The following is a 23,065-nucleotide window of genomic DNA, read 5'->3' as shown; positions in this document are numbered from 1 at the left end:
TGATAAAATCGGCTATTGGCATGTCTTGCACTCCTGTTCGTTTGGTCACAAACAGTGTGCCTCTTGACATGTCTTTTTTTCAATTTTTCATGTGCAGTTTTCCGTTAGGAAAACTTGCACATCGCGTTATCTATAATTTTCATACAGCGTTCCATTAACGCATTAATTTCTTGTTTTTTTGCAAATTCTTCTTCAGCAGGAAAACTTTGTTGAGGAGCAGCGTATAATTGATTCTTAAAAAATAAATGTTTAATGATGATTTTTTTTGCTAATTTTCGACTTGATTCGTATTCCCTGTTTGAATAAACCATGGTGTAAAGATCATCCCATTTTTTTTCTTCGATTGTAGAGAGAAAATCTGAATCTTGAATGTATGTTTCCACATAATCCATGAGGTCATTAATTTGATAAAAACAGGCAAATTGGTTTATTTCGTATAGTTCTTCGATGCTATTTATGTTTTTTTTGAAAAAGTTAACAATTATATTATTTTGTATATTTCCTTTTAAATACGCTAAAAACGTTAATATCGTGTGAAATGACTTTTCTGAAATCGAAATTTTTATAGGGCTTGTACAACTAAAAACTTCTTCTAGGTGAGGCCAGCGATTAAATAAATCAAGAGAAACTTGATGTTTCATCTCGTCAGAACAAATAAACGTAATTTCCTTACTTGGTAGAGAATATAAATGTGGTTGATAAAATTTCGGGGTAGATAGAGAAAATGGAGCTTCCATGTGAGCGGCCTCAAATGTGAAAAAAAAAGTTGATTTATCGACAAATGGCTTCCGATCAGAAGTAAGCTATCTTTGTTAGAAAGATAGGAGGAGTCGCAATGCTGTTACCTTGTGCAACAGAGATGCGAATATGGGAATGGAAATAGGGATGAACTTATTTTAAGTAATTGATCGTTAGTCGGTTCCATTATTTTCCTGTGGTGCGGTGTAGTCGTTATAAATCGAACATTAACGATATTGACTTTTTTTGAAAATAGGGGAAAATAAAAACCCTAGCCTATTGCAGACAATAGGCTAGGGTTTCAAGGTTATTTGCCAGAGACAGACAACTTGCTATTAATTTTTTTCACACCTTCGATTTGTTTAACAATCGATTCGATTTTGTTTTTGTCGCTTTCATTTGCAACATTTCCAATCAAAGTAACCTCCCCGTCAGTGACAGAAATTTGGATACTTTTACCTTTGTCTGAAATGGTTTTATCGTTCATGATTCCCCAGCGGACTTTTTGAACGATATCATCATCAACAAGAGCCCCTGTATGGGTGCGAACATCAGCTTCTGTTAAAGTGTTGTGATAAGGATTTGCGTGGCGATAATTGCTGCTGGATGTGTTCTGTGTGTTGTAGTTATTAGGAGTGCTTGAGCTTGATGGATTGACAGTGGAGGCTGGATTTGAGGGGGTTGCATTTTCTTGAATCGTATTTTGACGAATCGAGTTTTGCGATGAGCCTGGTTGGCTCACGGAACCTTTACCAGGAGGATTTGTTGAGGGTCTTCCTGGAGGGTTAACTGTAGGTGGATTTGTTTGTGATGGAGTTGAAACAGAGCCTGGTGGGCGATCTGTGTATTCAAAAGCATTCAAGACAGATGTCGTTGCTAGGAATGTAATTCCCGTCATAATGATTTTGTTTAAATTTTTCATATTTTCACCTCTATTTTGAATAATTATTCAAGCTTGAAAATTTTTCAATCAGATGTATTATTTTTATTTTATGTTAATTAATTTAGAGGAAAGTAATATATAAGTCTTGTGTGCTTATAGTTTCACATTAATTAAAAGGAAAAATAAATTCAATATTTTTGACAAATTTTTACTTTATTTCAATGAGGATAATCTTTACCTCGTGTGCCTTTCCATCATCGACCAGTGAAATCTCCGATTCTTGCGATAAAACTCCATCTATTTCAATACGCAAATTGTAATATTTTAAGTGAGAGGGGTTTTCGATTATAATGGTGTAATGGGTTGTCTTATAACGATAGTAGATCTTGTAACTTTCCCAGGTTGTTGGCATGCATGGTTGAATGGTGAGCTTATCACCTCTTAATTTAAAGCCGAGCATCTCTTCCAGCCAAATCCTGTACATCCATCCACAAGATCCTGTATACCAACTCCATCCGCCTCTTCCAATCTGGTTTTCCAAAAAGTAGACATCTCCAGCTAATACGTAGGGTTCTGCTTTATAGCGATTTGCGTCTTCGGCAGTGGGTGTATGTGTGATCGGATGCATTAAGCGAAGAATTTTGGCCGCTTTATCAGCTTCTCCCATTCGCGCAAAAGCAAGCGGAACCCATAAAGAGCCATGCGTGTACTGTCCTCCATTTTCTCGAACTCCAGGAGGATATCCTTTAATATAGCCGGGATCTAAGGGGGTTTTATCAAACGGAGGAGTCAATAGCAGCACTAAGCGTTCTTTTTCACGTACCAAATGCTCTTCGACTGCTAACATGGCTTGCGAGATCCTCTCAGTTTGACCTGCACCACTAATCACAGCCCATGCTTGAGGAAGGCAATCAATCTGATCCTCTTCGTTTTGTTGGGAACCTAATGGGGTGCCGTCATCAAAATAGGCGCGTCTATACCAGTTTCCATCCCATGCTTGAGCTTCGACTGTTTCAGCTAATCGTTCGGCTTGAGTCGTAAAGCTTTCTGCTGTTGATTCTTGCCCAATCTGGGTTAAAATTTCTGCAAAATCATTTAAAACATGGATGAGAAACCATGCTAACCAGACGCTTTCACCTTTTCCGTAAATTCCGACGCGATTCATTCCATCATTCCAGTCTCCACCACCAATAAGAGGGAGACCATGAGGTCCTGCTGTGATTCCTTTGAGGATAGCTCTTCGACAATGCTCAAAAAGTGTCCCTGTTTCTTCGGAAACTTCCGGAACAAAATAAGCTTCATGTTGATCAGGAGCAAGGATTTCTCCCTTTAAAAACGGAATGACTTCATCTAGGATCGAGAGATCTTTTGTCACACGGATATATTGGGCCGTCACAAACGGTAACCAAAGAAGATCATCTGTAATGCGCGTGCGTACACCACCGTTTGCAGGAGGGTGCCACCAATGTTGCACATCTCCTTCTATAAATTGATGGGCGGCCGCACGCAAAATTTGTTGCTTGGCAATCTGTGGATCCGTATTAAGCAGGGCCATCACATCTTGCAACTGATCACGAAAACCGTAGGCTCCACTCGATTGATAAAAAGCGGATCGGCCCCAAATACGACAGCTTAAGTTTTGATAAAGCAGCCACCGATTGAGAGTAAAATTAAGAAATAATTCGGGTGTTTCCACTTGGACTTGACCCAACAGATGATCCCAGTAATTTTGTGTTTTGACAAAGGTGTTATCTATCCAATTTTGATCGCGACATTTTAGGATAAGATCTCGCGCACTTTGTGTATTAGGAGCATATCCAATAAAGAAGAAAAGCTCTTTTTCTTCTCCTGGGGCCAGTTCGACCATCACTTGCAAGGCTGCGCAAGGATCGACTGCAGCTCCACAAAAGCCCGATAGTCCTTTTCGCTTCAATGCAGCTGGATCGGATGCCAAGTGGTTGCGTCCTAAAAATTCGGTACGATTGGCTGTAAATGAATTGGCGATAGGTGTGCAGCTAGCAAATGCGACATGAGAGCCATAGTCATTGTTATAGTGATTATAAGCCAAGAGGGCTTGGGTTTCCGGATCCCATTCTGTGAGAATGTGCATTTGCGTTTCTTCTCGTGTTGTGCCAAGTACCCATGTTGTAAATGAAGTGACACTGAGAAAACGTTTGTGGGACGAGTGATTGGAAAGTTTTAGCCTCTGGATTCGAACAGGATGGCCTCCATCAGAGTCAACAGGCACAAAGACGAGAAGATCTTGTTCGATTCCATGGCTATTATGTTCAAATCGGGTATAGCCTTGCCCATGGCGAATTCGATAAGCATCTAGCTCGCGAATGGGTGAGGGTGTGGGGGTCCAAAAAGTTCCCAATTGCTCATCGCGAATATAGAGCGTATCTGCGATTGGATCAAGCACCGGATCGTTTGACCAAGGAGTCAATCGATTGGTTTGGCTATTCCCATACCAGCTACTTCCCAGTCCAGTTTCTGAAACCAGTGTTCCAAATTGAGAATTGGCCATCACATTTATCCAGGGCATAGGCGTCACTGTGCCAGGTCCTAGGTAAATAACATATTCGCGTCCATCCGGAGTAAAGCCGCCTAAACCGTTGAAATAAGGGAGCTCAATAAAGGGAAGTGGACGAGAGGGCTCCTCGTGTACATGCTGATTTGGCACTAAGCGCGGGACTGTTAAAGGGAGTGGTGCGGGTGAGACAAGCTGTTGTCTAAGTGAGCCGCGAGCAGCGATCAGGTTAACACGTGCAACAGAGAGAAGCAGAATTAGCTCGTCTTCTGGGAATGTATCGCTAGCACGTAAAAAGACCCCACCTGGTTGATCGACGTCAGCGTGATAAATTTGTGACCGAATCAATATTTTTAATCTTTCAAGAAGGGGGCTTGCATAACTTGTGGCTTCTTCGCATAAAATGACTAGATCTACTTTAAGTCCACGCAGACGCCAAAAAGCATGGGCTGTTAAGGCTTGCTTGACTAAGTCAATTTCGTGGACATCATCGATTGAGATGACGACAATAGGAAGATCGCCAGAAATACCATGTGCCCATAAGTGCGATTGTCCTAAGATATTTTTGCGCAACCGATCTATAGGAGGACGCAATTGAGCGTGTGGATATAAAATGCGGCCAGCCAATTTTTGAAAGAGTTGCGTATCTTCTTGGTGAATACGTAAATGGCGCAACTCCAACTGGGCATGTGTCCAAGCCATTTCAAAGGCACGATGCGTCGAGCTGAGATTGCTGTATTTTTTGATTAATTCAATGACAGCTTCACGGGTATTGGCCACAACTGTAATAAAAGAGACTTGAACACGTTGAGAGGGCTCTAAAAAGACGCGAGCTCTTAAGCTGAAAATAGGATCTAGAACGGTCCCAACCGTATTTGAAAGATTTCCCTCTAAAGCTTCTGGTCTTTGCAAATGTTTTCCTCGTCCAATAAAACGGCACCTATCAGTTTCATATTGCACCGTATCGTTCATTAAATGGCTGCAGACAACGAGATGTCCCATCCAGATGGGCGGGTCATCCGTTGATCGAAGGCGTCTAAAGGCAATGATGGCTGAAAGCTCGGGCAAAGCTTCTGTTTGAATAAATAGCTTATTAAAAGCTGGATGTGAACGATCTGAGGCATGAGGAGCTAAAACGAGTTCCATGTAACTCGTCAGTTCAATTTGACGAGATTTAGAGGAAAAATTGGCTAAGGTAATTAAGCGAACTTCAGCAGGATCTTCGGGGGAGATAGCAATTTCAGTGAGCGTGCCTATATTGTGATCTCTGCGTTGGATGCGCACCACATCTGGTTTAAAATTAACTGAATAGCTTTGCCCAGGTACATCTGTCGGATGGAACGCTGTTGACCACATCGCGCCTGTATCCATATCTTTGATATAGCAAAAATATCCCCAGGAATCTGTCGTGATATCTGAACGCCATCGGGTTAAATCAAAGTCTCTCCAACGGCTATATCCTCCTCCAGAGTTAGTAAACATGACAGAATATTCATTATTTGAAAGAAGATTAACTTTGGGGGTGACACTATGCGGACTCTCAGTGACTCCCATAATTGGTTTTGTAGAAATGGGTTTGAGTCTTGAAATTGGGATTTCTGCGCGATATCCTTTTTTGGTAATCATTGGATTGACAGGCGGATTTTCGTAAAGAAGCGACTCAACGCCCATAATGTAGGGATTTGCATGAAAACGATCGGGGATAATGTCTTGATTCAGCAAATTGTTGATGGCGATAAAAGACATCGATTGATGGTGTGCCATATATGCATATACAATAACACCTCGTTCTCCTTGTGGTCCATGCTGACGCGAAAAGTCTATGGATTCATAATATCCATAAGTGCTAAGCAATCTAAAATCTTTATTTCTCATGATTTCAAAATTCTGGATAGCGGAGAGTGGATCAACGCTTAAGGCAAGTCCTGTGGAGTATGGGCTTACCACTAGATCTTCTTCGAGGTTTCTTTTAAATCCTAATCCCGGCACCCCAAAGCTGCGATATTGGTAGGTTTTGCGTGAATCAATATCGCTAAAAGCAGATTCTGAAATTCCCCAAGGAATTCCTCTTTTTTTGCCATAGTGAATTTGGCATGCCACTGCAGCTTTGCAGCCTTCTCCTAAAAGTGAATGGGGATAGTATTTATTGAAGAGAAGAGGCATCAAATATTCAAACATCGTGCCACCCCAAGAGAGCAGGACGCGAACTCCATCAACAAGGCCATAAGGTCTGCCTAGTGCCCACCAGTGTTCGAGTGGGATATCTCCCTTGGCAATAGACACTAAGCTGGCTATGCGAGCTTCACTAGCCAATAGGTCATAGTAGGAAGAATCGAGCTTGCAATCGTCAACATGATAACCTATTGTGAAAAGCTTTCTTTCGCGGTTGTACAAGAAGCCCATGTTCATATTACGAGACAGCGCTTCTAGGTCAGTTAAGATTTCGCGGGCAACTTCTAATTTTTCCCCCGCCAGCCACTGACTTGTCTGCATACTTTCATGTAGTTTTTTTAGCCATTCGTGGTGCTCTTTAGAGAGATTTTGATTTTGTTTCAAAATTTTGACAAAATTTTGCAGCTCTTCAGGAAAATCGCCAGAGGCTAATGATTGTAAAGATGGTACAGCCTTTAAGCTATTTTGACGCCATTCAGGAGCTTCAGGATGAATGAGCACCAATTGTTCTTCAGAGGGTTCATTCAAAACATCCACCCAATTGAAGTAACGTTTGCTAATGGAATCCCATTCTGTTAGTTGTTTCTCTATTTGATTAAACCAATAAACCGATTCAGGTTGCGCTGGATTTTGTTTTTCTCGCATTTGTTGAAGCAAATCTAATGCAGCTTGGATAGTTTGTCTAATAGAGGATAAATCGGATAAGTCTTTGTCTAATAGATTTCTAAAAGGAATAACTTCAACGGCTTCATTTTCTAAGCTTAAGAGTTCATAATTATCTTTTATTCCCTCAAAGAGAGAGGTTGGCAAAAGAGGCGCTGAAAGAAGCTCTAAGACGCCTTGTTCAATCGTCCATAGGCAAGCTAAGAAGTTTCCGCTATCAACAGAAGAAACGTATCGAGGATATAAGGGCTGTGAAGTTTGTGTGTCATACCAATTCAAAAGATGCCCTTCATATTGCTCAAGCTTATTGATATTCAGTAGAGTAGAAGAAAGGCGATCTAACACTTGATCAAAAGTTAAGTACTTTAAATCGTAGGCACTTAAAACAGCAACCATCCACAATCCAATATTTGTGGGAGATGTTCTTTGAGCAACTTCAACAGACAAGGCGGCTTGATAGTTATCTGGAGGTAGCCAATGTGTTTGCGGTCCCACAAAATCATCAAAATAACGCCAAGTTTTGCGGGCGATATGGCGGAGAAACGTTTGTTGCGAATGCGTCAGTCTGCGTCCTTTTTCAAAATGGATCGATTTATCCAAAATAGCGACAATTCCTGGACTGAGCATCCAGAGAAGGCCGAAGGGTAAAGCGACAAAAAAAGCGGATGGGTGTATCCAAAATGTTGCCACCAAAACGATGAGTGACAATAAAGAAAAAATGGATAATTTCCACAAAAAACGGCGATGGGCAGAAGGAGCGGCATGGTTGTTGACAGACCACTCCAATAAATGCCGATGTGAAAAATGGCGTCGATAAAAAACTCTTAGGCAGGCATCGAGTGAGAGATAAGCCTGATAGGGAAGCAGAGTTAGATTGATCAAACAACGTACAAGGGCATTTCCCAACTCTCTAACGGTTAGTTTAAAAGACAGCAAAAAGCTTTTAAGTTTGCATAGACAAAGCGAAATAGCAGGAACGAAGAGCACGATTGTGGAAAGTGCTGTCCAAAGACCTGGTTGCACTGAAAAAAGCCATGCACACACAAGCAATAAAACAATGCAAACGGGAACTAATGAACGACGCAAATTGTCTAAAATTTTCCAACGGTTAATGGCAGATAAAATGTTTTTCTTTTTTTGCACCGTTGCGTCTGGAACCCATGACCATAGCCAATCGATGATTTGCCAGTCTCCTCGAATCCAGCGATGTTGACGTTTTGTCCAGCTGAAATAATTAGAAGGAAAAGAGTCATAAAGAATAATATCGCTGGCAAATGCTACACGCACATACGCACCTTCCAGCAAATCATGGCTTAGTACATGCTCGTCCGGAAAACGGTCTTTTAAAAGTTTATGAAAGGCCTGCACATCATAAATGCCTTTACCGTGATAACTGCCTTCATGCAGTAGATCCTGGTATACGTCAGAAACGGCTTGTGTGTAGGGATCGGCGGCTGTTGCTTCGGCAAAGATATGGGAAAAAACCGTCTCATTCAAATGAGATAAATTGGTTGCGACACGTGGTTGTATGAGTGTATATCCTCGTAAAATTGTCCCTGTATCAGAGAGCTTCACAACATTTAATGGATGAGAAATTGTTTCGATCAGTTGCTTGGCTTTTTCTTTTGGAAGTTGAGTGTCTGCATCGAGGGTAATCACATAGCGGGTGTTTGTCAAAGCTTCTCGGGATCCAGTGAGCAGGATATTTTCAGGCAGTGCATCCCCGATAAGATATCGATTCAGCCATTCCAGTTTTCCTCTCTTGCGCTCACCCCCAATCCAAGCATGCTCACTTTCACTCCAGATACGTTGCCTGCTAAAGAGAAAAAATTTGCCTTTCCCATATTTATTTTCGAGGTGTTCCATTCCTTTTAAACAGCATTCCATTATCACATCATCTTCGGGAAGGTATCTTTCAGGAGCATCTGCTAGGTCAACGAATAAACCATAGTGCAACATCGGATCTGAGTTTGCTAAATAATTCACTTCCAGATGCATGAAATGATCTTGAATTTCCTTGGAAGAAGTGACTTTAATGGGAACGATCACCAGTGTTTTATATTTTTCCGGAATCCCGATATCATAAGACATTTTGGGTAATACAAAAGGATCTAGAATAAGACTGAAGAGACTATTGATGAATTGGATGCTCATTTCACTAATGGGGATCAGGGCGAGTAAGGCAAATAAGCTGGATTGCGTCAGCGTTGCACCTGCCCGTTGCGAAAGATAGATCAAACCAGCTTCCACCAACAGGGTAAATAAACCTAAAGCACTCAAATAAGAGCCGGTCGGATGCTTTTTTAAGAAGCGTCTAATTTTTTGTGCAAAAGGTTTATGATAATGGATTTCGTCTTCAATAATGTCTCGTCCCTTATCCACGAGGTAGTATCCTACGTGTCGGGTCACATCTTCTTTTCCATTTTCCGCCAATTCCAAAATGCGTGTGGCAATCGCACTTTCAGAAAAACTAGAGTGGCGTGCAAGCATTTCAATGATGTGACGATAATTATCGCGCGTATTAAAACTCATCACGGAGTAAACATCGAGAGGATCACGACTTAATATGGCGTCAATCGGACTTAAAGTCTCAAATATGCTCTGCCAAGAAAATTGAGAAAGTGTAATGAGGCTCACAATCGAATTAGAAAGTGCGACATCTTCCTGTGTTTTTTTGATTTGCTCTTGCTGAATAAGCTCAGTTAAGGGCTCTGAATACAAACTTTGCAGCCATTTTTTTACTGTGGGAATAATTTTTTCTTCGTCGTATAAGTGATCGAGCAATTCTTCGGAAAATAAAAGAGATGGCTGTGGATATTCTTTTTCAAGATCTTTTAAAAGGCTATTTAATCGACTAGGATCATTTCGAGAAACGCTCAAAAGTCTGTTTCCCCAAAAACTTGCCAGTTCACTTTCTCTTAGATACTTTTCTGTATTTAATGCAAGAGCATGAAGGCATTCGATGAGTCGTAGCCTGAGCATTAAAGGAACTGCCCAAAGCTCTCCAATTGAAAGTGGTTGCACTTTTTGAAAACTGGTTAAGAAGGCAATGATATTCTCTCGTGTCAATCGATTTCCTGTATGGCAGATAAGTTCTTGAGCAACAGCATAAACGCGTGGAAAGCTCTTTAGCGGCCCTTCAAGAAGAACAGGAAGTTTTTGATAATATTTTTTAGGGAAATTGCGTTGAATTTCTTCAATTGTTCCCTGAATCACGTGGTTATTGTCTAATAGCCATTCTGCAGAGGTATTAATGGGTTGTTCTGCCGCCTCAATTAACGATAGATTATTTCGAATATTGCGAAGCGTTTGCGCACTTGCTTTAAGTTGAATTAAAAGTGGAAAATGGTGAGTTTTTAGAGTTGATACGTTGCCTATCGACTGTGCAAAATGAGCCGCAATGTCTTCTAAACTATGCGTACTTAATGGCTCAAGCGTGCAACTGAGAGTTTTGATTTGTTCATGCTTAGGTTCTGGCTGTAATAGAAAAGAAAGGGGATGCCCACTTTCAACATGTCGTAAAATAGAAAGTGCGACCGAAATATCTTTTGGTTTGACTTGTGAAATAATTAAAATTTCATTTTTTAACACACAATTATTAAAATGTGCCAAAACTTGTTTATCTATTCCTTTAAATAAATAAGCTTTTTTCCAAACTAGAACTCCTAGAGTGACCCCAACAATCAACGTATTAATGAAAAATAATGAGGATGTATAAAAAGTTAAAAAAAGAAATAACGCAAAAAGTAATGCTAGAACAAATATCCCCAAATAAAAGAAAATGGGAGGGAACGTTTGGATGGTGAACTTTCCATCCTTAGTGTGATGAATAGCCGCACTACGTCTAAATCCTTCTCTTGCAAGGCTTTTTAAAACGGTACTAGCCGTATGAGGATTTTGATAAAACGCTAAAGCAATATTCCATTGTTCCATGAATTAATCCCCTTTCTGCTTTAATTTTGTAATAGAAAATAATACTAATTTAATCAATCAATATAATTTTTTTTCTTGGAAAAATTGTGCTAACGATTTAATTGTTCTTTTAAAGAACATAACAATCAGAGTGGAAGGATTTTTTTTTGAGGCGAGGTTTTCAAATCCTGATTCTGATTAAAAAGGAGATGAAAATGGAAATTTTAAAATGGGCGATTCTTACCATTTTTTTTATGTCTGTCACTGTCGGCCTGGGGGTTTTATTTTTCCCCCGATTTTCGGGCCAATCCCCTAAGCAAATTATCCAAGATATTGCAGCTCAAGCTGATATTCAAATTAATGGAACACGACCCTGGGATATTCGTGTTCACAATGAAGAATTTTATACACGTGTGCTGCGCGATGGGTCTTTGGGTTTTGGAGAAGCCTATCAAGAAAAAATGTGGGACTGCGATGCTTTAGATGTCTGTTTTACAAAGCTGATAAGGGCGAATTTGGATCAGCATGTAGCAAACTCCTGGACAATGGTTTGGGCAGCAGCTAAAGCAAAACTTTTTAATTTGCAAACCAAAAAAAAAGGCTTGGAGGTTATTGATAAACATTATCAAATAGGAAATGATCTTTACCAAAACATGCTAGATCCCACCTTAACCTACAGCTGCGGTTATTGGGCACACGCCCAAACATTAGACGAAGCCCAAAAGGCTAAATATGATCTGATATGTAAAAAATTGCATCTGCGTTCGGGAATGAAAGTCTTGGATATCGGTTGCGGTTGGGGAGGTTTTGCCAAATATGCTGCAGAAAATTATGGCGTGCATGTGACAGGAATTACTCTTTCAACAAATCAAGCTGAGTATGCTCGAGCCTTGACTAAAAACTTACCTGTTGAAATTAGAATTCAAGATTACCGCGATGTGCAAGAGACTTATGATCGTGTTTTAGAGATTGGGATGTTTGAACATGTAGGAGAGAAAAATTATCGAGAATTTATGGAAGTTGTTTATCGAAGCCTTGTTCCTGACGGTTTATTTCTTTTACATACAATTGGGTCCAATGTTAGTGCTTTAGGAACGGACCCTTGGATTGATACGTATATTTTCCCAAATGGACATCTGCCCTCAGTGGCTCAAATCGGAAAATCTGTTGAAGGTTTATTTGTGATTGAGGACCTGCATAATTTTGGGCTGGATTATGACAAAACCTTAATGGCTTGGCATCAAAATTTTACAAGAAATTGGGCGAATCTTTCAGCAAAATATGGAAAGGATTTTTATCGTCTATGGAGCTATTATCTTTTGTCTTGTGCCGGAAGTTTTCGTGCTAGAAGCATTCAACTTTGGCAAGTTGTCTTATCTAAAGATGGGATGACGGATAGATACGTTTCAATCAGATAGTGGAAGGACACACTTTTGTGTGTCCTACTTCTTAAGCTTCAAAGGTAAGCTCAATAGGGGCATTTTGAACCATTCATTCTGGCTTTGACTTGATCCGGATAGATACATCCAAGTGACATAGTAGAGGTATTTTTTACTTCCTACAGATGATCGCTTGATCCAAATGATGTGGATCGGGATTGTCAGGCTTTTAAAACTAAGGCGAAAAGGGGTGTGATACTTAAAATGATTCTCAGGAATCAAATTTTACGATTGCTTTGTCACATTATTAATTTCGTTCTATTAATCCACACGGTGAGAGATTTAAAGCAGGTTAGTAAATCTTTTCTTGATTTCTGGTATTAATTTTGTTATCTAGTGATTAAAGAATTAATTTTATTAATTAGTCCTATAGGAGGGAAAAATGTCTCATCATCACAATCATCATGATCATTGCTGTGGTTCATCTTGTGGAGATGATCACCATCACCACCATCACCATTGCGATTGCGGCCATGATTGCTGCGGCGATCATCATCACCATCACCATGTTGTTGAAAAAGATTTTGCCCATCAATTATTGGAAATAGCTGATGAAGCTTGGATGGAAATTTTAAAAGATAAGATTAAAGAGCAAATCCTATCCTCAAGTGGCGCACATTTAGATGAATTAGCAAAAATTGTGTCTGAATCCAATCGTGATCGATGGAAACATAAAATCGCAACAAATGCGGTAGTTAATGAATATCGAGAAAAATTTTCCTCATTTTTCGATAAAAAGTAATGGAGCATGGGGTCTAAGCTTGACCCCATACTTTGAAATTATTTTGCCAATTAAAATCGTTTATCTTATTCTAAGTTATTTTATGTAAATAATAATTTTTAGGATAATAAATGAAATCTCCTCTTTGCATTTTATGCTTTTTTCTATTCTTTCAATGTGCGATTCATGCTATAGAGAACTCGATTGTTCCTGTCATTGACAGATATGAGGAGCTCGGAAATCTTTCCCCACAAAAATACTCGTATCCGCAGTTTTTGGAGATTTTAGCCGCCTTACAAAAGCATAAGGAAAAACTTCGTATAGTGACTTATAATGTCTTATCTAATCGTTACGATGAAAATTTGGAAGAAGTTAACCATTGGTCTCAACGTCTACCTAAAATTGTGGGCCTTATAGAAGAAATGGATCCTGACATCTTAGGAGTTCAAGAACTCTACCCAGATCAACTCAAAGAACTACATGCCTATCTGAGAGGAGCTTATGCTTTTTATGGAAAGCCTTGTGTAGATGGAGAGATTAATGGGATTTTTTTTAGGAAGAATCGCTTTCTCGTACAAGATCGACAGGTTTGGTATTTAGATGAAAATCCTAAAGATCCAAGTACAGAAACACTCACCATGCTTAAGTTAAAAGATTTAATAACGGGAAAATTGCTTGCCATTTTCAATACCCACTTAGCTATGCAACCCATTGAAAAAAGAGAGCTTGAAGCTCGACTCATTAGCGAGCATATCCAAAAACATGCCAGTCATCTCCCTATTATTTTAACTGGGGATTTAAATACTTTTCCGAATCGCCCAGATCTAATTGATTTGCCGTTTTATGATGGCGATTATATTTTGAGTATCTTAAAGGGCAAAAAGTTTTTAAACGATGCTAAAGATATCTCTCTTCTTGGCCATCTAGGGCCGCTCGCAACGTTTACTAGCAATGGAAAAGATAGCACACCCTTTAAAGGCATAGGGTTGCCGGGGGTTTTTTTAGATCATATTATGGTTTCTAATGACATTCAAGTTTGGGTACATGCTGTGCAAGCTGGAACCGTCGAAGGGCATTTTCCATCTGATCATATGCCAGTTATTGCTGACATAGTAGTGGAATAAATTTTATTTTCAATAAAAAGGCTTCAATCTAATCTGTCTGAAATGATGGAGAAGATTGAAGCAAAATTTCTCTTCTTTTTTAAAACGACATCAGTGAAACACGATTTATAGTGAGATATCACCATGCTTAATTATTTACTGGCTCTTTTGTCTTTTTTTCTTTTATCTCAAAATTTAAATGCTTCTCAGGATCTTAAAACACATGTTCTTGTTGTAGGTGGAGCAGGATATATTGGATCACATGTGAATGAAATGCTTCATGAACAAGGTTACGAGACAGTTGTTCTTGATAATTTGAGCCAAGGCAATCGCAGGGCTGTTGAAAAAGGTGTTTTTATCGAGGGCGATATTTCCGATGCAGCACTTTTAGATCATATTTTTCAGACATATCCGATAGAGGTTGTGATGCATTTTGCAGCGTTTAAAAATGTAGGAGAATCTGTTTCAAATCCCCTTAAGTACTACAATAACAACGTTTCTGCTACTGTCACATTGTTAGAAGGCATGTTAAGAAACCATGTCAATCTATTCATTTTTTCCTCATCTGCAGCCATATTTGGTATGCCACAAGAAGATCTTGTCACAGAAACGCATCCCTGTCAGCCTATTAATCCTTATGGTCAGTCTAAATTAATGGTTGAGAAAATTTTAGAAGATCTTGGGCAAGTGGGAAATGGTTTTAAGTATTGTGCATTACGCTATTTTAATGCTGCTGGGGGAGATCCGCGAGGAAAGTTAAAAAGTTATCAAACAAAGGAATCAAATCTCATTCCCGTTGTTTTAAAAAGCCTTCTTCATCCCGAGGGAAGCGTGACAATTTTTGGAACAGATTATCCGACTCAAGATGGCACCTGTATACGCGATTATATTCACATTGAAGATTTGGGAAGTGCGCATATCCTTGCTATGGAAAAGCTTTTAGCGGGAGCTCAATCCAGTTGCTATAACTTAGGAAATGGGCGAGGTTTTAGTGTGCGGCAGGTTATTGATATGGCAGAAAAAGTAACAGGCATGCAGGTAAATGTGGTGGAAGGTGAACGCAGAGCCGGAGATCCTCCTTATTTAATCGCGAGTTCCGCAAAAGCAAAGCAAGAATTAAACTGGCATCCAAATCATGGTTCTCTAGAAGAAATTGTAAGAGATACGTGGAATGCCCTTCAAAAGTAAAGGAAAGGAGGAGTTAACACTCCTCATTCTATGTAGTGTTTAGCAAAGAACTTACCAAGTCTTATAACTACTGCTTCTTGAGAATTCTCCATTTTCGAATAACTAGCATCGCTGAATATTCCTGACAGGAATATTAGTAAAACTAATATTCATTATCAAATTAACTAATTATTTTAGAATTACCCGTTTAGTTACCCTAATGGATGCTAAATATGTTATAGATTCAAAGAAAGGATTTTTATGAATACCACAGACAATATTAACGACTTACTGTTTGCTAATTATCACGGTTTTTCCTCATACCAAAGACAACCTCACATAAGCTCTTGGGAACCTGTTGATATAGCAAAAGATATCTCTTGTTTAAGTTCACATAAACGCTATTGCTTTATTTCCTTTACCAAGGGAGAAGAAGCGTTTTACCTTTCAAAAGAGTCTCGAATTTTTCTTGGAAAAGAAATCAATAGCCAAAACCAGCTGATGGGAATTGTCGCTACACTTCGCAAACTAGGGTTAAATTTTGTTGCCCAAATTGAAGGTGATTCTTATTACGGTCATCAAGCTTCAGAACTCGATCTAAATAAATATAAAATGAACAAAATCTATCTTCGACCTGAAGATTATACGTCGATTGCAGCGAAAGTGCATAATGTCTTTGTCAATGCTGGATCTGAAGAAATCCAAGAAGGTGCTTATAAAAAAGTCATGGCGTGGCATTCCCTCCTCCACGGATTGATGAGCAGTAAGGACATTCAAAAAATTAGTATTAATTATATCGCGATGTTGATCAAGCGTCCTTTGAAAGCAGAAGAAGAAAAGGCTTTCGAAGCACCTGAAGGGCAAGATTTTCAAGATTTATACTTAAAACGCTTAGTATTAGGGAAAAACAATTGGGTTTTCAATAATATTTCTGAACACGAATGGAAGCCAAAGAAGATATTGATCGATGAACTCGGTTATCATGAAGGAAATATCAGGTATTTTCACTACGATGGCGTAAAAATTAAGGAGATCGAAACAAAAGATCTTGAATTGAACACCTTTTTTGTTTCTAAAGGAACGTATCGTCGCGGTTTTGCGTATTCAGATGCTGAAAAGCCAGCAAAAGCATTGATGGCACATCATATTCCTTACATCGTTTGTCGTCAAAGTGGATATGATACTGCAATTTACGTATTGCCTCAGGATTATGAGAAGTTAATTTCTCTTGGAATTCAGAATTCATTTGATTTATTGAAACCCATTATAGAAAAGTTGGATGAAGGTATTGTATGGAAAATGATTGAAGAATTCCCGGCAGCCGAAGAATCCGTCATGAGCCAAAAAACATGGTTACATATGTTCTGGAATGCGCTTGAAATCGAACATAATCGTCCATTATCTCTAGAGGAAAAACAAAGATTGATACCAGCCAAAAGTTCTACGGAAGCGATGATTATTAATTTGCGTCGTGCAATTGATTCTTGTTGTAACGAAATTCTTGAAAAAACCCAAAAGATGAGTGAGATGATCAAGCAATCTCAAGAGCTATTTCAAAAAGACTCACATGCGCAGGAAATATCTACATGCCAAATGACAATAGCTGAAATCTTACAGGAAATAGATAAGAAAAGAGCATTTATGCAAGAGGCTCATCGAAAACTTGTCATCTTACGTAGTTCAAGTTAAAAAGTGATTGAATAAATGACTGTGAAGAGAATTCCAGCTCGCCAGCGATAGATGGACATTGGCATTGAGTTAAATTGATATCTTTCTAGAAATAAAGGAAAGGGGGAGTTAGTGCTCCTCCTCATTTAAGCATGATAGAATTAACTACTTCGAGACTTTTAATCAGAACAGCGCATGAAGCGGATGCTACTAAGTTCGCGCATTTTGAGGATAAAAACAAATTGCATTGGGCATCTACAGCCGTTCTTTTGGATGTCGATGTCTCTTCTGAAGCTTATTGGAAGCAAAAAATAAAAGAGTTTGCTAATCAGCAATCTATCCGTTTTCTCATATTTCACCAAGGCCAGCTCATTGGTATAAGCAACTTCACCCAAATGTTTCGAGGACCTTTTCAAGCTTGCTACCTCGGCTACAAAATAGATCGAGATTTTGAAGGCCAGGGCCTTATGTATGAGGCTTTAAATAAAGCCATTTTCTATATGTTTGATGTCCAAAATATGCATCGTATTATGGCTAACTACATGCCAACAAATGAACGCAGTGAAAAATTGCTGATGCGACTTGGATTCCAAAAAGCAGGTTATGCTAAAAAATTATTTGTTAATTAATGGGAAATGGGAAGATCACATATTAACAGCACTAACAAATCCAAATTGGAAAAAGCAATAATGGAACCTTTTAGTTCCGCTATTCAGAGGTTTCTTCTTCAGAATATTCAGAGGCATCACTAATACTCTCACCAAATTCGTCTTCATCAACTTCGGGATCGCTAGCTAGCAGATCATCATCGCTGGAAAATAATCCATCTGCATTGTCATTTTCTTTCTCTAGGTATTCAAGACGAGCCCTTTCTAATTTTTCCACTTCAGTTGGCATTATTGAGATCAATAGATCGGCTTTATCTAAATGCTTGAGTTCAATTAAGGCTTCAATAGATCTTTTTATAAATTTATCGGGAAACATCTTAATAGATGTAATTTCCGATACAAAACATTTATCACAGATTATTTCGATGATTAAATTTTCAATTAAAGTCGTATTTTCGTTATACAAATGTTTATTTAGAACTTCAGCGACTAACAGAGCGTTTTCAAGGCTAGCAAAAGATTTAGAAAGAATAAATTTGCACCATTCTTTTAAAAGTTCTTTTTTGGGCTTTGGAGAAAAGGCCGAAAAAACCAAAAACATATCATAAGGATCCCAGCCGGCTTCGATAAAAAGTTGCATTTTCTTTGTCCAGTACTCTTTTTTGTCTCCTATTCCAAGGTCAAATACGATAAGATTTTGTTTCTCAAGATCATGCTTTTCAATAACACGACACGTTTCTAAGAAAATTTTTTGGTTGAATTGTTGGTTAGGTTGTATGTGAATACGTTGAAGAATCTCTTCGGTAAGGCATTTTGCATGTTTTTTTATTTCTGTAGATTCTTCTATAGAAAATTGCTTCGAATTGAGTTTTTCCATGCAAAATTTGATATATTGTAGATTTTTTTCGGGATCGAGAAAGAATAGAGAGAGGAGTTCATCAAATCTTTTAGATTCATGCGAGTAGAATGTATATGTATAAAAGAATAAGGGAAAATTTTTATGTTTTATAGCAAATAAAAGCACTGCATCAATATTAAAACGTGATGGGTTTATGCGTTGTGGTTGAGTCCCAAGCTCTCGCAAAACAGAGAGAGATCCTTTAACACTATGTGCCTTGGCTAAACTTATTGCATATCGTTCGTTTTTGACGATCTTACATGTATCTTTCTCTAGATATGTTTCAAAGCGTTTTTTGAGTATTTCCTCTTCAGCCAATAGTTTCCATTTTTTGCAGGTAAGTAACGTTGCTGGAATATCTTCAGTGCGGATAAAACGAAAAAATGCAACAAGTAATTCATCTGACAATTTTTCAATCTTTGTAGCACTGGTTAATTTTTTCAAATTTTTTGATAATAAAGAATCAAAAATTTCTCCGTCTTCTTCTAACAGCGTTGCGATAGATTCTTTGCGTTCGCTTAATATGGATTCCGTTTCGAAATTTTCAAGGCTCAACAGACCATCTGGCAAATAATCAAGGGACAATTTATTTACAAGTATTGCTTTAATAATGAGCAATGATTCCTCATCTTTAACATATTCAAGTAGTCTAATAATCAAAACAAATCTATTGAAAGACTCTTCAACGGTGTCGGAGATATGAACAAGATCCATTTCCTCAAAATTTTTTAAGAAATTAAGAAGTTGATTGCTCTTTAAGAAAATTTTTATTTTCTCAGAGAGAAGATAAGTGGTTAGGTGTCTTTCATGGTTTTTGTTTTGAATGAGGCTCAATATGGAATCACTCGTGACATAAGAAGTAACCCGCTTCAAGAGGGTCTTATGGTCATGATACCATTGAATTTCATCAGGATGCTTAAGACAATTTTTTAAAAATTTATGTAGCAATGCATGGTTTTTTTCCAATAACTGAATGAATCCAGAGCTATCCATCCAGAGAGAGCATTGATTTCTAAAGTTATTTGAGAAGGATAGTGGCAGAGTGACTCGCATCGTGTGCTCCATTTTTTTGATGGAGTTTAAATTTGGAATGAATTTAATTCAATGCATTAAATCTTCTATCAACTGTAGTTAGTTTTTATTTTAGAATTGAGGCTTTTATGAATTTAAACATGTGTGATCAATTGTTAACCATATACGCTGGATGGGATGGAAAAGCTTATCAGGGTAGCACGACTCATGATCTCAATGAAGTTGAGAGTGTTTTATTAAGGGAAATTTATGATAAATCAGCCATTTTAGACAAAACAGCTAAAGCGATTGATTGTTTTGTCATGGGAAATATCCTCTTAAGAGATGGCATGAATGAACATTATGTTTTAGCTTTTTTGATTTTTGATAATGAGTTAAAATCTTTTATTTCCAAAGATGAGCTTTTGCATCGATCAATTGAAGGGTGGATTAGATTAAATAAATTCGCTCGTATTGTCACTGATGAATCAGAAAACGTTTCTAAAATTTTTCTTTCCGATCGCTCCGAGATTTTCAATAATACAACACGTATTATCGCATTTGTTCGGTGTTTTTTAACTGAAAATACAATGATAATGGGCAATAGGTTAGTCGGTTTTCAAGTGCGAAAGCTGGGAGATGTTGATTTCAATGAGCAAATCCTCGCGTCGATGGATCAAGAAGATGTTGTTGCTTACAAGATTCATCTGCGGGAAGAGCTTCGGTTAGTGAATCAACCGAAAGTTCAAAAACGTTGTTGTGTACTTTTTTAAGCACTATTTGACCGCTCATTTTTGGCTTTTTCCCAATAATGCGACAGAACTTCCATCGACTGCTGTTGTAGATTGGCATGTCCATCTTCTTTTGCTAATGCAACCAATGCCGCATAACGTTTTTGAAATTTTTCAATGCTTTTCAATAAAGTCGCATGGGGATCCAGTTTGCAAAAAACAGCAAGGCTAACGGCTGCTTGTAAAAGATCGCCAATTTCTTCTTGCAAATGTTGTCGATCATTTTTTTGCCATGCCTCTTGAACTTCAATGCACTCACTTTGTATTTGCTCTACTAACTGGTTAATATGCTCCCAGTAAAATCCAAAGTTTTGTGCATCCATTTCAAGTTCTTCAATGCGTTTGAATAAGCATGTGTTTTGTGGAATATCAGACATTTTTTTCCTATTAGAAAGCAATATTGACTCTTAAAAAGGGGCCATGCAAGCTTAGATTGCTATACAGATCAATGGAATCTCCAGCAAATGCGACATCGATGCCTGTGATGGAATCCACGCTATGGTGATACCACAGCCACTCATAGCCAAGTTCGACGGTTGCTTCGAAGTTGCATAGCAACAAAGTATAATTAGCTCCTATTTTAGCGTCAAAGGCTGGATTTACACGCCATAAATCATCGTTTCTAAGTTTGATACCTTTAGAGCCTGCTGTGCGCAAAGTTTTGTAGTGAAAACTTGCATTGGATTGACTGCAAAGTATTGAAGCTCTCAAGTTTGTATTTAAAGCGAGACGCCCAAAACAGCATGAAGGAGAAGTTAGGTTGTAAGTATACTCTAGTCCAAACTGAGGACCAATGCCCCAGAAATCGGAGTGGCTTTTCAATCGATTATTGACGGGTTTGGTTACAGAATGGTCAGGGAAAACTCCTCTACTTTTAAAGTGGGTTGTGTGTCCTACATGTGCATAATGTAATCCCATTAAAAGAAACAAATTATCTAAACAAGAATCTAGGGCTAAACGATTGAATGTTGCATCGAGAGAATGATACCGATAATTATCACGGATATGTGCTTTGCCTGCGTAGTTAATATCTTCAGGTGCTTGCGCTCCATCACCCGGAAATCCAATGGTGTCAAAAAGAAAACGGCCGGAAGTCGAATCTGAATTGCTACTATTGAGATAAGTAAATCGAAAATCTAACGCATTAGCAGATTGACAAGGTTCGTATTGAGCTTCGATACGAAATCCAGGTTTATATGAAGACGTATTATTATGTCGTTTTCCATGAGGAAAAAATTCCCCATTTACGATATTATTTGAAGATGAAATCACATAACTTGCTTGATCTAAAGAAGGTTTGAGATAGATTAGTTCTGCACTTAATTTAAAATAGGGCCTTTCACAACATTCTGTAGAGGCATCATTTTCTTGGAGATGTTCTACCTCACTTAATTCAAAATTCTGTGTTTCTTCATTGGCAAAAGCATTTTCTTCAAGCTCTTCATTGTCAATTTCTGATCCACAGGCAATTTGGAAAAGGCATAAGAACACAATCAAAATCACTTTTCTTTGCATTTGTTTTCCTCTTGGCTGATTCGTAAATAAAATAAAAATTAAATTTATATCAGAAAGAGAAATGATTAGAAAAGAAATAATTTTTCAATTTGAGTGCGATCGATTTTTGAGCAATCCGCATCTGAAAAAAAATAAGAGGATTGCCAAATTTGCGTGAGTCTTGCTTGAGAATTGTTCACGGTGTCCCAAGAGGGATAAATTCTAAAGCCTCGTTTTCCTCCCATATGATTTTTAGATAAGATTCCTCTTTCACTTAGAATAAATTTTGGAAAAATAAATTGACCAAGCTGACTTTGATTGCGTGTTGCGATGATAAGCAAGTCAAAGGGATCTTCTAAATCATGGGGAAGGGTGGGGCCGTCTGGACGTTTCCAGAATGTCACAAATTGCCCAATTTTTGTTGGGGTGGTTTTTCCAACACGAAATTTAATTCGTTTACCATTTAGTATGCATGTGGCTGCACCATACTCTTGTCCTTCATTTTCTATCACAATGTCTTTACAGACATATTCAAGAGGCTTATAAAATTTCTCGAGTAATTCGATAAGATCAGAGTGGAGGGGCATTTTATTATCCGTGTTGATTTTGCACATGATACTAGCAAGAAATCGTGTTTAAATCGAAGCTTGCTTTAGGAGCCTTAGTTTTTTTCCTCTTCTTATCTTTCGATGGTCCACAAGGCACCTGCTACAAACGATACTACATCTCTCTGAATGCACATTCCTTGTAACAAGCTTGCGCATACATTAAGATGCGGGGGATAATAAAGAGCTTCTTTTTAAGAAGCTCTTTATCAACAGCGTTATTTTCTTTTTCTATGACTACTGCTGTGAGCAAATTCTTCTTCCACTGCCTCTTTATTTACACCACTAGATAGGAAGGAACCATCCGCAATTTTTGTCAGTTTTTTGTCGGCACTTCCTTCTTCATCAAGTGTTTCCTGAAGAAGATCTGTGATTTCGCTTTTAAGATCTAAATGCTTTGCGAAACTTCGCAAAGTGCCATAGGACGCAATTTCATAGTGTTCAACTTTTTGAGCTGCGCTGATGATAGCGGCATCGAGCGTGGCAGATTTAGATTTATTTTGGGTTAAATCATCGGCCTCTTTTATAAGGCCTCGCATTGCCTCACAAATTTTATCAGACACTGGCAAATTCATGAGAGAAAAGATTTTTTCAATACGTTCAACTTGTTCTTCCGTTTCATGCAAATGTGTTGTCAGAGCTTCTTTTAATTCGGGAAGAGA

General features: G+C 38.4%; 15 protein-coding genes. 7 read left to right on the top strand and 8 right to left on the bottom strand.

Going from position 1 to position 23,065, the window contains the following annotated elements; all coding sequences use genetic code 11:
- Positions 1-104 precede the first annotated feature (104 nt).
- From AB7E63_RS09720 to AB7E63_RS09710, 3 genes are all read right to left on the bottom strand, one after another.
- Positions 105-737: a hypothetical protein gene (locus tag AB7E63_RS09720; RefSeq protein ID WP_428419361.1), complete on the bottom strand. Its 633-nt coding sequence runs from the start codon at positions 735-737 to the stop codon at positions 105-107.
- Positions 738-1,045: 308 nt separating this feature from the next.
- Complete coding sequence (locus AB7E63_RS09715; RefSeq protein ID WP_006340911.1) at positions 1,046-1,660, bottom strand: BON domain-containing protein; 615 nt, start codon at positions 1,658-1,660, stop codon at positions 1,046-1,048.
- A 169-nt stretch (positions 1,661-1,829) separates the two neighbouring features.
- Positions 1,830-10,919, bottom strand: a complete 9,090-nt coding sequence (locus AB7E63_RS09710) for a GH36-type glycosyl hydrolase domain-containing protein (RefSeq protein WP_006340910.1) — start codon at positions 10,917-10,919, stop codon at positions 1,830-1,832.
- 194 nt (positions 10,920-11,113) lie between these two features.
- Here AB7E63_RS09710 and cfa point away from each other — a divergent pair, with 194 nt between their 5' ends.
- From cfa to AB7E63_RS09680, 6 genes are all read left to right on the top strand, one after another.
- Complete coding sequence (cfa, locus tag AB7E63_RS09705) at positions 11,114-12,316, top strand: cyclopropane fatty acyl phospholipid synthase (RefSeq protein ID WP_013924869.1); 1,203 nt, start codon at positions 11,114-11,116, stop codon at positions 12,314-12,316.
- 403 nt (positions 12,317-12,719) lie between these two features.
- Complete coding sequence (locus AB7E63_RS09700) at positions 12,720-13,079, top strand: hypothetical protein (RefSeq protein WP_013924870.1); 360 nt, start codon at positions 12,720-12,722, stop codon at positions 13,077-13,079.
- Between the two features lie 110 nt (positions 13,080-13,189).
- Positions 13,190-14,182, top strand: a complete 993-nt coding sequence (locus AB7E63_RS09695; RefSeq protein ID WP_006340906.1) for an endonuclease/exonuclease/phosphatase family protein — start codon at positions 13,190-13,192, stop codon at positions 14,180-14,182.
- A 123-nt stretch (positions 14,183-14,305) separates the two neighbouring features.
- Positions 14,306-15,349: a UDP-glucose 4-epimerase GalE gene (gene galE / locus AB7E63_RS09690; protein ID WP_006340905.1), complete on the top strand. Its 1,044-nt coding sequence runs from the start codon at positions 14,306-14,308 to the stop codon at positions 15,347-15,349.
- Positions 15,350-15,589: 240 nt separating this feature from the next.
- Positions 15,590-17,017: a hypothetical protein gene (locus AB7E63_RS09685; protein ID WP_006340904.1), complete on the top strand. Its 1,428-nt coding sequence runs from the start codon at positions 15,590-15,592 to the stop codon at positions 17,015-17,017.
- Positions 17,018-17,148: 131 nt separating this feature from the next.
- Complete coding sequence (locus AB7E63_RS09680; RefSeq protein ID WP_006340903.1) at positions 17,149-17,625, top strand: GNAT family N-acetyltransferase; 477 nt, start codon at positions 17,149-17,151, stop codon at positions 17,623-17,625.
- Positions 17,626-17,704: 79 nt separating this feature from the next.
- Here the strand turns inward: AB7E63_RS09680 and AB7E63_RS09675 are convergent, their stop codons facing one another.
- On the bottom strand, positions 17,705-19,555 hold the full coding sequence (locus AB7E63_RS09675) for an F-box protein (RefSeq protein WP_036746099.1): 1,851 nt from the start codon (positions 19,553-19,555) through the stop codon (positions 17,705-17,707).
- A 107-nt stretch (positions 19,556-19,662) separates the two neighbouring features.
- On the opposite strand from AB7E63_RS09675, the gene AB7E63_RS09670 reads away from it, so the two are divergent.
- Complete coding sequence (locus tag AB7E63_RS09670; protein ID WP_013924873.1) at positions 19,663-20,286, top strand: hypothetical protein; 624 nt, start codon at positions 19,663-19,665, stop codon at positions 20,284-20,286.
- On the opposite strand, the gene AB7E63_RS09665 is transcribed toward AB7E63_RS09670, so the two are convergent.
- The 4 genes from AB7E63_RS09665 to AB7E63_RS09650 form a co-directional block, all read right to left on the bottom strand.
- The gene (locus AB7E63_RS09665) at positions 20,283-20,681 is read right to left on the bottom strand and encodes a MazG nucleotide pyrophosphohydrolase domain-containing protein (RefSeq protein WP_006340900.1); all 399 of its coding nucleotides are present in this window, start codon (positions 20,679-20,681) and stop codon (positions 20,283-20,285) included. The two genes, AB7E63_RS09670 and AB7E63_RS09665, sit on opposite strands and share 4 nt — an antisense overlap.
- 10 nt (positions 20,682-20,691) lie before the next feature.
- Positions 20,692-21,819 carry an Lpg1974 family pore-forming outer membrane protein gene (locus AB7E63_RS09660; RefSeq protein WP_006340899.1) on the bottom strand — a complete coding sequence of 376 codons (1,128 nt, stop codon included), beginning with the start codon at positions 21,817-21,819 and terminating at the stop codon, positions 20,692-20,694.
- 65 nt (positions 21,820-21,884) lie between these two features.
- Positions 21,885-22,385, bottom strand: a complete 501-nt coding sequence (locus tag AB7E63_RS09655) for a MepB family protein (protein WP_013924874.1) — start codon at positions 22,383-22,385, stop codon at positions 21,885-21,887.
- Positions 22,386-22,621: 236 nt separating this feature from the next.
- On the bottom strand, positions 22,622-23,065 hold a 444-nt coding region (locus AB7E63_RS09650), incomplete at its 5' end, for a DUF892 family protein (RefSeq protein WP_428419355.1).

This window comes from Parachlamydia sp. (assembly GCF_050255895.1).
Lineage (GTDB): Bacteria > Chlamydiota > Chlamydiia > Chlamydiales > Parachlamydiaceae > Parachlamydia > Parachlamydia acanthamoebae.
The sequence above is the reverse complement of the archived record's forward strand: the minus strand, read 5'-3'. Positions and strand labels throughout refer to the sequence as shown.